General features: G+C 32.8%; 8 protein-coding genes and 5 pseudogenes. 10 read left to right on the top strand and 3 right to left on the bottom strand.

Translation table 11 applies throughout. The features are described from left to right. Positions 1–319, top strand: a pseudogene (locus KI356_RS20500) (CPBP family intramembrane glutamic endopeptidase); the annotation flags it as partial. Beyond that, positions 319–978, top strand: coding sequence for a DEAD/DEAH box helicase family protein (locus KI356_RS20495; RefSeq protein ID WP_212936293.1), 660 nt, complete (start codon positions 319–321; stop codon positions 976–978). The pseudogene KI356_RS20500 and the gene KI356_RS20495, both read left to right, overlap by 1 nt. A 38-nt stretch (positions 979–1,016) precedes the next feature. Here KI356_RS20495 and KI356_RS20490 read toward each other — a convergent pair. Then, a pseudogene (locus KI356_RS20490) lies at positions 1,017–1,223 on the bottom strand (arginase family protein); the annotation flags it as partial. 379 nt (positions 1,224–1,602) lie between these two features. Between KI356_RS20490 and KI356_RS20485 the strand changes: the two are divergent. Together KI356_RS20485 and KI356_RS20480 are read left to right on the top strand one after the other, a co-directional pair. Then, positions 1,603–2,376 carry an HAD family hydrolase gene (locus KI356_RS20485; RefSeq protein WP_128280027.1) on the top strand — a complete coding sequence of 258 codons (774 nt, stop codon included), beginning with the start codon at positions 1,603–1,605 and terminating at the stop codon, positions 2,374–2,376. A 102-nt stretch (positions 2,377–2,478) separates the two neighbouring features. Further along, complete coding sequence (locus KI356_RS20480) at positions 2,479–3,084, top strand: PRK06770 family protein (RefSeq protein WP_212936292.1); 606 nt, start codon at positions 2,479–2,481, stop codon at positions 3,082–3,084. A 105-nt stretch (positions 3,085–3,189) separates the two neighbouring features. Here the strand turns inward: KI356_RS20480 and KI356_RS20475 are convergent, their stop codons facing one another. Then, on the bottom strand, positions 3,190–4,062 hold the full coding sequence (locus KI356_RS20475) for a LysR family transcriptional regulator (RefSeq protein WP_212936291.1): 873 nt from the start codon (positions 4,060–4,062) through the stop codon (positions 3,190–3,192). Between the two features lie 129 nt (positions 4,063–4,191). Between KI356_RS20475 and KI356_RS20470 the strand changes: the two genes are divergently transcribed. Beyond that, positions 4,192–5,235 carry an aspartate-semialdehyde dehydrogenase gene (locus KI356_RS20470; RefSeq protein WP_212936290.1) on the top strand — a complete coding sequence of 348 codons (1,044 nt, stop codon included), beginning with the start codon at positions 4,192–4,194 and terminating at the stop codon, positions 5,233–5,235. A 95-nt stretch (positions 5,236–5,330) separates the two neighbouring features. Here the strand turns inward: KI356_RS20470 and KI356_RS20465 are convergent. Further along, a pseudogene (locus KI356_RS20465) lies at positions 5,331–5,495 on the bottom strand (LysR substrate-binding domain-containing protein); the annotation flags it as partial. On the opposite strand from KI356_RS20465, the pseudogene KI356_RS20460 reads away from it, so the two are divergent. The 5 genes and pseudogenes from KI356_RS20460 to KI356_RS20440 form a co-directional block, all read left to right on the top strand. Next, a pseudogene (locus KI356_RS20460) lies at positions 5,485–5,640 on the top strand (3-alpha domain-containing protein); the annotation flags it as partial. The pseudogenes KI356_RS20465 and KI356_RS20460 sit on opposite strands and share 11 nt — an antisense overlap. A gap of 260 nt (positions 5,641–5,900) precedes the next feature. Continuing rightward, a complete protein-coding gene (locus tag KI356_RS20455; protein WP_212936289.1) occupies positions 5,901–6,785 on the top strand; it encodes a GNAT family N-acetyltransferase in 885 nt (294 codons plus the stop codon). Positions 6,786–6,804: 19 nt separating this feature from the next. Then, a pseudogene (locus tag KI356_RS20450) lies at positions 6,805–6,918 on the top strand (DUF1349 domain-containing protein); the annotation flags it as partial. A gap of 252 nt (positions 6,919–7,170) precedes the next feature. Then, a complete protein-coding gene (locus tag KI356_RS20445) occupies positions 7,171–8,925 on the top strand; it encodes an ABC transporter ATP-binding protein (RefSeq protein ID WP_128280032.1) in 1,755 nt (584 codons plus the stop codon). Further along, positions 8,918–10,714, top strand: coding sequence for an ABC transporter ATP-binding protein (locus KI356_RS20440; RefSeq protein WP_212936288.1), 1,797 nt, complete (start codon positions 8,918–8,920; stop codon positions 10,712–10,714). The genes KI356_RS20445 and KI356_RS20440 overlap by 8 nt, the downstream gene beginning before the upstream one ends. Positions 10,715–10,732: the final 18 nt, after the last annotated feature.

The following is a 10,732-nucleotide window of genomic DNA, read 5'->3' as shown; positions in this document are numbered from 1 at the left end:
TCTTTCAATATCAAATATAATATTAGTTGGTGTATTTGCAGCTTTTTACGTATTAAAAGACAGTAGTCTTTGGGGGATATGCGCGTGGCATTCTATTTGGAATTGGGCTCAATATAACATCTACGGTTTTGCAGTTAGTGGTATGACGATATATTCAACGCCACTATTTAAGCCTGTAACAACTGGATCAGAAGTGCTTCATGGAGGCACATTTGGTATTGAAGGTAGTATCCTTACAACAATAATGCTTTCAATTGCTTCAATCGTTTTATGGAAACAGTTGTGGGGGCGAAAGTCGAAACAACGAGATATTAGCTAATGAAAGAGGGAGAAAATATGGGGATTATAGCGTTTGAGGGAGCGAGCGCAGTTGGTAAGAGTACAACATGTCGAGAATTAGAAAGAAATTACGGTGCATTTATTATTCCAGAAGTTAACGTTTTATTTGAAAGACCTAGAAATGAACATAGAACATGGTATTTTGAAAAGCAAGTGGAGCGCTGGAATATGGCAGTGCAGAAATCACAGCAATATGAAATAGTAATACTTGATGGTGATATTTATCAGCCACTTAGTTATAATTGGTGTTTTCATTTTGATATATTTAATCAACCATTATCTTTAATAGAAAATTTTTATAAAGAAAAGTTAATAAATAGGGAAATTGGTTTTCCAGATCAATATTTTTATTTGTACACGAATGATGAAGAACTTAGAAAACGGAAAGAATTTGATGAGACGAAAAGCAGAAGAAACTTTGAAAAACATTTACATATATCTAAAGCATTTCAGCGGTATTATGAAAATCTCAATACCGTCACAGATGGTTACTGTAATTTGATTGAAGCGAAAAGTGTAAAGTCGAATGAATTAGAAATTGTGAAAAGTGTAAAGGGCTTGAACGTTTGTGAAGAAAGACGTTTTGATGTCTCGAGGCTAGATAGTATTACGAAGTGGTTAAAAGAGAATCGTGCATAAAAAAAACAACGAGTGCCTTATAAGGTACTCGTTGTTTTTTATACATATTGAATGTGTGAGTTCGTATTATATATTATTTTTAATATGTGTAAGTTTGCTTTTTCATTTTTCTTAATAGCATTTGTATATTTCGGAAGAAAGAGTTGAGAAGGATAAACTGGCCGTTCATCACAAACATCGATACTATAAACAGAATTATTCATAGCGAGAGAATGAATACATTTTAAAAGTGTAGATAGTTTCATCAAAGTTTGAAGATGTTAAACCACCATACAATAAACTTATATTTATACAGCTCCTTTAAGTATTAGGCCAGCATATATTTTTGAAAATTTAAAACGCAATGCTTAGAGTGGAGTTAGCATTTGAAAAAGACTGTGCTTTTTGACGGAATAATCTTTCAATTTACGAAGAAAAGAAATACAATATAAGGAAATGCATATGTGATTCAGGGAATAGAAAATATGTAATAAACGAAAATGAATCCCGCTATTTGCGGGAAATTAGACTCGAAATTCAGCTGTGAAAAAATAGGCGGAGGTCAACTACCCGTAAAAGCTCGATTGCTTCAACAAATAATCGATGTTTCGAGTTATAACTTGTGAAGGAGGAATAAATATAAGCATGAAAAAGATTATTATTTCAGATCTTGATGGGACTTTATTAAGAAGTGATAAAACAATTTCAGAGAAATCTATTAATATTTTGAGGGAATGTAAAAATAATGGAGACGAATTGATTTTTGCTACGGCAAGGCCTCCAAGAGCTATAGATCAGTATATTCCCAATGTGTTAAAGAATGAGATTATTATTTGTTATAACGGAGCTCTAGTCCTTAAAGGAAATGATATTTTATATGAAATGAAGATTTCTAAAAATAATATTTTAGAAATCATAGAAATAGCAAAAAAATATAATCTTCATCAGATTTGTCTTGAAATAAATGATAAGCTGTACTCAAATTTTGATGTTACTGATTATTTTGGTGATGTGCCGTGTGAAGTCATGGATATAAGAAAGTTAAACTTTGAAAAAGCCTCTAAATTAATTGTTTGTACTAATGGTCCAATAAATAAGGAGTTCACTAAGGAATTGCCTGATGAGTGTAAGGCAGTCATTACAGATAACGGAACATTGTGTCAAATTATGCATACAGATGTTTCAAAATGGAATAGTATTCAGCATGTTCTACAGCACTTAAATCGAGACGTATCCGAAGTAATTGCATTTGGAGATGACTACAATGATATGGAAATGATAGAGAAGTGTGGGATTGGTGTAGCGATGAGCAATGCTGTTGAGGAATTAAAATCAGTTGCTAAATTTATTGCGAAAAGTAACGATGAAGATGGCGTTGCTACATTTCTGGAAAGTAATAGTTATATTTATGTTAATTAGTATGAAAAAATGAATTGCAGTAAGTTGCGAAAAAAGAGAAGCTACATCTGTTTTTAATAGATAGAAATTATGAAAAGGGCTATGTGGGAGGAAACAGGCGAGATGAAAACATTATTTAAAATAATAGGAATTATAGCTGGTATGGCGGTAATCGGGGTAGGTGTAACGTATGGTATGCTGTATTATTTAAATAATAGTAAACCAGCTGCGAAAAAGACAACACCAGCAGCTCCTGCAATAGAAGTGTTAGCTGATATTAATGTAAAAGCGGAAGATGCAAAGCTTTTAGAAAATGGCAATCATTCATTACCGAATAGCGGTTTTAATAAAAATTTTAAATGGACAGATGAGAACATACAGACAGCATTACATGAAATGGCACATCAAAAAACGAAAGCAGATCAAAAATGGGGCTATATTTTTATAACACAAGAACGTATTGAAAGTTTACTTGAAATTATAAACAGTAATGATGTTGCACAAAAAAGTACATATGTGGATATTTTAGAACGATGGAAACAAGGAAAATATGAAAAGGTTGATACGGATCACAATAAAATTTGGAAATTACAAAGTGGGAATTTAGGAGAAGGAAAAGGAGTAATGTCACAAGCGGAACAAAAGGAATTAATTAATCAAGTGTTTATACAAAAAGGTACATATTCAGGTAGTAAATTAATTGCAGGTGGGGGACAGGCTAATAAATAATATACATATTGATTTTGAAACACTTTTGTTGTGATGAACGCAAATGTTTTAACAAAAATGAGTAATTGCTTTTTAGAGCAGTTACTCATTTTTGTTATTACTCTTTTACTTTTCTAATTTCTCAAATAGTGAAAGAAACGATTGTAATACCGGGGGGATCCATCTAGATTTATGATAGATTACATAGCTTTGAATGACTACCGGGGTTTCGATGGGCTGAAAACAGAGTTGCTCTTTTTGACAACTTTCTTGTACAACGATGTAAGGGAGAATAGAAATTCCTAATTCACACATAACGGATTGTTTAATGACTTCAACATTGGAAGTCTCAAATGTTTTATTAGGATTTCTTCCGCTTTGACGTAAAAAACGATCTACCATTGGTCTATAGCCACAGCTTTGTTCTGTAAATATAAATTGAGTATCTTGTAATAAAAGGAGTGGATCAGTGTTTGAAGGGAAATGAGCAGGGAAAATCCATCCAAATGTTTCATTACATAAATTGCATGTAATAAAATCATTATGCTCTATACTTTCTCCAATTATGAAAATAACATCGGTTTCCCCTTCATGTAGTTTTTTCAATGCTTGTTCATTTGTATTTGTCTCAAGTACGATATTCACTTTCGGATTTTCCTGTTTGTAAGTACGTAATAATTGTGGTAACCGATACACTGCCAATGATTCATTAGATGTAATAGTTAATGTTCCTTCTAAATGGTCACTGTTTTGAGGGATTTCTTGCGCTTTATCATAAATAGCAAGTAATTCTAATGCGTAAGGATGAAATTGATGACCTGCTTTTGTAAGAAGTACTTTTTTGCCTAAACGATCGAAAAGAGGAATGTTTAAATCGTTTTCTAATGCTTTAATATGCGCTGTAACAGTAGATTGCGCATAACCTAATGCATGAGCAGCTTTCGAAAAACCATCATGCTTAACAATGGCACAAAATGTTTTAACATGTCTCATCTCCATAAATGATACCTCTTTTATTATCATGATTTGTGATCGATTATATCATGTATTTCAATTTTTCAAATGATTAAATTTCTTTTAAAATTAAGTTGTGGAGAAATTCATTCAAAGGATATTGGAGGAGAAAAAATGAGCGAAAAGAGCTATCATGTAGCTGTTGTTGGAGCTACAGGTGCAGTAGGACAAAAAATCATTGAATTGTTAGAGCGAGAAAAGAAGTTTAATATAGAAGAAGTTACATTACTTTCGTCAAAACGATCTGCTGGAAAGACAGTACAATTTAAAGGGCGAGAGATTATTATACAAGAGGCAAAAACAACTAGTTTTGAAGGGATAGATATTGCATTTTTTAGTGCTGGAGGAGAAGTTTCTAGACAATATGTAAATCACGCGGTATCTAGCGGTGCGATCGTAATCGACAACACAAGTGAATACCGAATGGCACATGATGTACCACTCGTTGTTCCAGAAGTAAATCCACATACTTTAAGGGAACATAAAGGGATCATTGCAGTTCCAAATTGCTCAGCACTACAGATGGTAACAGCTCTTCAGCCAATTCGACAATCATTTGGTTTAGAACGAATTATTGTTTCAACGTATCAAGCCGTATCAGGCTCAGGAATTCATGCGATTCATGAATTAAAAGAACAGGCTAAGTCAATGCTTGCAGGTGATGAAGTGAAGAGTACTATATTGCCTGCAAAAAAAGATAAAAAACATTATCCAATTGCATTTAATGTATTGCCGCAAGTGGATATATTTACAGAAAATGATTTCACATTCGAAGAAGTAAAGATGATTCAAGAGACGAAGAAAATTTTAGAAGATCCAAATCTGAAAATGGCAGCTACTTGTGTCAGAGTTCCAGTTGTATCGGGGCATTCTGAATCGGTTTATATTGAACTTGAAAAAGAAGTGACCGTTGCAGAAATTAAAGACGTACTACGGGATGCACCAGGTGTTATTTTACAAGATAATCCTAGTGAACAAATTTATCCAACGCCATTATGTGCAGAGGGTAAAAGAGATACATTTGTAGGTAGAATACGTAAAGATCCTGATACACCAAAAGGATTCCATCTTTGGATCGTTTCTGATAATTTATTAAAAGGTGCAGCTTGGAACTCAGTTCAAATCGCAGAGACATTGGTGGAAAAGGGGATTATTTAGTATAAATTTATATAAATATTGAATATAGAAGGATATTTGGGAAACCGTTAATTATAATGGTTTCCTATTTTTTACTTAATGAGTATTTTACTAACTTCAATTTGAATAGCTTGTATGTGCTCACTTTGCAAAAATTCTATATAAGGTTTTGGTAACACTGTAATTCCCATACCTTGTGCGACCATTTGAATTAAAGATTCCATTACATCAAATGCAATTAAATTACGAAGTGATTGGTGATGTTCGTGGAATCGCATAATGCATAAAGAAAAACAAAACTCTGAAGGATTAAAAAGGATTTTAGAAGTAAATACACTGTCTACTAGTTGGAGAAAGACGTTTGAAAAGCGAGTAAAGGGAGAAGAAATTAGTACGAAGGAGCGACTTGAAGGAACGAAAGAATAGGTGAATTATATTTGCAGAAAAAGGTGTATTTCTATTATCAAAGATAAGTAGGAAGCACCATTTATTATATAATAAACATATTTACATTCTAAAATCTTAATATTAGTTTATTCGACTTGTTATTTGGTAATCAAAACATAAAATAAATTAAACCATTTTTAAAAGTTTTATGATACTATATTGATTTGAAAGGCCTATTTTTTAAGAGCAGGTCATATAAGTATATCTAAAATAATGGAATCGACGTATGGAGGGACAACATGGGGAATGTTGAAAAAATGGCAAACTTTCTATTAGAAGAACCGAGAAGAGAACAGTTATTTCCTTTATTTGAAGAAGTATTTGGGATTACGAGCCAAACATTGCAGGATTTTTCAGAGAAAGGGTATTGGGATTATACATATAAAGCATTATCATTTTTACAAGATGATAAGGCGATTGCAAATGTTGCGGCATTTTCACTTCCGCTTTTAATTAATGGTGAAAAAATAAATGCAGCGGGTATTCAATCAGTAATGACACATCCGAATTATCGTAGACGAGGATTAATGAAACAATTGTTTAGTAAGATGATAGAGGAAATTGATGAGCAATGCGAGTGTGCGGTCTTGTTTACTGAAAATCCGGAACTATATAAACCATTTGGTTTTCAAATTGTGCAAGAATATTTGATGACAGTATCATACGAAAATAAGAGTGATAAAGATTCTCAACTTAAAAAATTAGATTTTTATAATGAAGAGGATAGACAATTAATGCATGAGATTATTGAAAATGGCCAAAGGCTTTCTAATAAATTTTCAACGTTAAATTACCGCTCTTCGTTTTATTTAAATATGTATGATTCAACATGGAATGAAAACCTTTATTATTCAGAGAAATTAGATGCGCTGATTGTTTTTACAGTAGAAAAACAAAAACTAAAATTATTTGGAGTATTTGCGCCGGTAATTCCGATTTTAGATGAATTGTGTGAGGAAATCTCTGGGGAATTTACGGAGATTGAATTTTATTTCTACCCAGATCAATTAGGAATTGATGATGTACAATATGCAGAATTACAGACTAGTAAGTATTTAATGGTTCGAAGTAATAAAGAATTAGATTTTAAAGGTTATAAATTCCCAGTATTAACTGAGTTTTAAATATTAATTTAAATGCTTTTTGATGGAGGACATAGGTAATGAGCCTGTTAAAATTGGTTTTTATACGTGTAGTCCTTCTGAAAATAATGGATTCGAGACCGAAGTTTTCGATTTTACAATTGAACAAATATAGATGGGAAAACCGCATTCTTACTAAATGAGAATGCGGTTTTTATTAAGTTAAAGATTATTCACATCAACTGGCAGTGAAAATGCCTGGTAGATTAAAGCTCCATTTTATTGACTAAAAATGATTTAAAACTTATCATTTAATAATGTTAAATATTAATTTACATAATATACTAAAAGTAGTAAGGAAAGATCAGTTAAATAAGGAGGGATTTGAATTTTAGAGTGATAATTTCATAAAAAAAGGAGATTATGTATGAAATCATTCCGTGAGTTATTACAGTATTTAAAACCATACATGTTCTTCGCTATTATTGGACCGCTATTTATGGTACTTGAGGTTGCGATGGACTTAATTCAACCGACAATAATGCAACATATTATTGATGTTGGAATTGCAAATCGGGATTTGAATTATGTAATAAAAATGGGGCTTCTTATGATAGGAGCAGCAGCAATCGGTTTAGTTGGAGGACTTGGTTGTATGATGTATTCTACAAAAGCTGCTATTAATTTCGCTACAGACATACGAAAAGATGTGTTTGCGAAAATAGAAACATTTTCTAGCAAAAATCGTGATTCATTTGGAACAGGTAAATTATTAACAATCGTGACAAATGATATTACATCTATTCAATCGGCGATGACGATGACGTTACGTGTACTTGTCCGTGGACCGTTATTATTTATTGGAAGTATCATTATAGTCTTTGTAACAGCGAGAGACCTATTTCCAATTTTACTTGTTGTGGTACCCGTTTTATTAGTTGCAATTGTATTGATTGCAGGTCAAGCGAGCGGTTCATTTAAACGAGTACAAGAAGCATTAGATAAAGTAAACACAAAGCTACAAGAAAATTTATCCGGTGTACGAGTTATAAAAGCATATGTAAGACAAAAATATGAAATCTCACAGTTTGAGAAAGTTAATACGAGTTTAACTGAAATAAATATTCGTGCTATACAAATTATTTCATTGATGATGCCAATTATTATGCTAGTTGTAAATGGTGGGATTGTAGCAACTTTATGGATTGGTGGCGAAAAAGTTTTTAATGGTACACTCCAAGTAGGGGCCATTTTAGCTTTTATTAACTATTTAAATATCATTTTAATGTCACTTATGTCTATTAGTATGGTATTTATTCAAATTGCCCGTGCTTTTCCATCAGCTGATCGTGTACAACAAGTCTTACATACTGAAGTTGATATTATAACTGAAGGTGACGTATATGAACCAAAGCAAGTGGATGGTAATGTAGAGTTTAAAAATGTTAGCTATAGTTATACGAAAAATAATGAATATGTTTTAAAAGATATTTCATTTACCGTACGTAAAGGTGAAAAAATAGGGATTATTGGATCTACCGGAAGTGGTAAATCTACATTGGCGAAACTATTGCCACGACTTTACGATGTTGATCAAGGTGAAATATGTATAGATGATGTTAATGTGAAAGCATACGATTTGCAAAAACTTCGTGCTTCAATTGGCTTCGTTCCACAAAAGGCACTTCTTTTTTCAGGCAGTATAGAAGAGAATTTACGTTATGGCAAAGAAGATGCCACTTATGATGAATTGGAATTAGCATCTTCATCTGCTTGTGCGACTGAGTTTATCAATAAGCTGGACGACTCTTATCAATATAACTTAACACAAGGTGCAACTAATCTATCTGGCGGTCAAAAACAACGTATATCTATTGCAAGAGCCCTAGTGAGAAAGCCATCTATTCTTGTATTAGACGATTCTACATCGGCAGTTGATGCGAAGTCAGAAGCTGTAATACAAGAAGCATTAAGGTCGAGATATAGTGGCACAACGACATTTTTAATCGCATCAAAAATATCTTCTATTATAGATGCTGATAAAATCCTCGTTTTGAATAACGGTGAATTAGTTGGAAATGGTACGCATGAGGCTTTATTGGCAACTTGTGAAGTGTATCAGGAAATTTATCTTTCCCAAGGTGGTAACCTGCAGCAAGAAGGAGGGGAAGAGCGTGCGTAATTTTCAAGGACAATTTGGAAATAAAGGTGGACGTAACAATCCGAAAAAGGGAGAAGCAAAGAATACTAAAGGAACTATAATGCGAGTATGGAACTATATGGGGTATCAAAAAGTATCTCTTATGTTCGTTATTATTCTTGTATTTATCACGACATTACTCGGTTTACTTGGGCCATATTATATGGGTGTCATCATTGATGAATACATTGTACCGAAGGATTTAAGCGGGACAGCGAGAATGTGCATGTTACTTATTGTGATATATGGGATAACCGTATTGTTAACTTGGTTACAAACATTTGTAATGATTAATGTTGCATTAAAGACTATACAAAAAATAAGACAAGATATTTTCGAAAAAATACAAACACTTTCTCTACGATTCTTTGATGTACGTTCTCAAGGTGATTTAATGAGCCGTGTGACAAATGATATTGATAACTTAAATCAAGCTTTGACACAAAGTGTTGTACAAATTATTTCATCAGCGTTAACGTTTATAGGTGTAACAATTGCGATGTTTTCATTAGATTGGATTTTAGCAATTGTCACTTTAATTACAGTACCTATTATGTTTTTCGTTACAAAAAAACTAGTTGCTTATAGTGGCAAAAACTTTGCGAAGCGTCAAAAAGATTTAGGGAAATTAAATGGATTTATCGAGGAAGCTATTACAGGTGCAGATGTAACTACGTTATACGGAAAAGAAAAAGAAACTGTACATAACTTTAATGAAATTAACGAACAGCTAAGAATTTCAGCAACGAAAGCTGAAACGTTTTCAGCATTTATTTTTCCAAGTATGAACTTTATTAATAACTTAGGAATGGGGCTTGTAATTGGAACTGGATCGGTAATGGTATTAAACGGAATGACAACAGTAGGTGTCATTGCAGCTTTTATTAATTATTCTCGACAATTTTCAAGACCACTTAGTCAATTTGCAACTTTAATGAATACGATTCAAGCGGCAGTTGCTGGGGGAGAACGTGTCTTTGAAATTATGGATGAAGTACCAGAAATTCAAAACAAAAAAGATGCATTAGTTGTTCAAAAATTGCAAGGAAATGTATCGCTTGAGAAAGTTTCATTTGGATACGTGGAAAATAAAACGATTTTAAAAGATGTGAGTCTCGAGGCGAATCCTGGGGAGACAATCGCTTTAGTCGGTCCAACTGGATCAGGAAAAACGACAATCATTAATTTGCTAACTCGCTTTTATGACATTCCAAAAGGACAAATTAACATTGATGGAAAAGATATAAAGGATTATGATATTAATTCCTTACGAAGTAAAGTAGGAGTTGTCTTGCAGGATACGTATTTATTTGCAGGAACGGTTATGGATAATATTCGGTATGGACGTTTAGATGCAAGTGATGAAGAAGTAGTTGCAGCAGCAAAAGCTGCATCAGCACACTCTTTTATTAAGCATCTACCGAATCAATATGAAACAGAAATCGCTTCAGAAGGATCGAATTTAAGTCAAGGACAAAAGCAACTCCTTGCGATTGCACGAGCGATTTTAGCAGATGCAGATATATTAATTCTCGACGAAGCCACATCTAATATTGATACGAGAACAGAATTACAAATTCAAGCCGGATTAAATAATTTAATGAGAGGGCGAACGAGCTTTGTAATTGCACACCGACTCAAAACGATTGAAAAAGCAGATCAAATACTTGTAATAAAAGATGGTAGTGTTTTAGAGAGGGGAAATCATGAATTCCTAATGGAAAAGAAAGGATTCTACTTTGATTTGTATACAAGTCAGTTTAAAATTTAACAAAATTATTGATATAAG

The sequence above is a fragment of the Bacillus hominis genome (assembly GCF_018332515.1).
Classification (GTDB): Bacteria; Bacillota; Bacilli; order Bacillales; family Bacillaceae_G; genus Bacillus_A; species Bacillus_A hominis.
Note: the sequence above shows the minus strand (reverse complement) of the source record. Positions and strands in the feature narration are given on the sequence as shown.

Excerpts from the sequence above, each read along its gene's own strand:
- KI356_RS20470 (WP_212936290.1), top strand. The coding sequence starts at position 4,192 with ATGAGCGAAAAGAGCTATCATGTAGCTGTTGTTGGAGCTACAGGTGCA.
- KI356_RS20495 (WP_212936293.1), top strand. The coding sequence starts at position 319 with ATGAAAGAGGGAGAAAATATGGGGATTATAGCGTTTGAGGGAGCGAGC.
- KI356_RS20480 (WP_212936292.1), top strand. The coding sequence starts at position 2,479 with ATGAAAACATTATTTAAAATAATAGGAATTATAGCTGGTATGGCGGTA.
- KI356_RS20445 (WP_128280032.1), top strand. The coding sequence starts at position 7,171 with ATGAAATCATTCCGTGAGTTATTACAGTATTTAAAACCATACATGTTC.
- KI356_RS20485 (WP_128280027.1), top strand. The coding sequence starts at position 1,603 with ATGAAAAAGATTATTATTTCAGATCTTGATGGGACTTTATTAAGAAGT.
- KI356_RS20455 (WP_212936289.1), top strand. The coding sequence starts at position 5,901 with ATGGGGAATGTTGAAAAAATGGCAAACTTTCTATTAGAAGAACCGAGA.
- KI356_RS20475 (WP_212936291.1), bottom strand. The coding sequence starts at position 4,062 with ATGGAGATGAGACATGTTAAAACATTTTGTGCCATTGTTAAGCATGAT.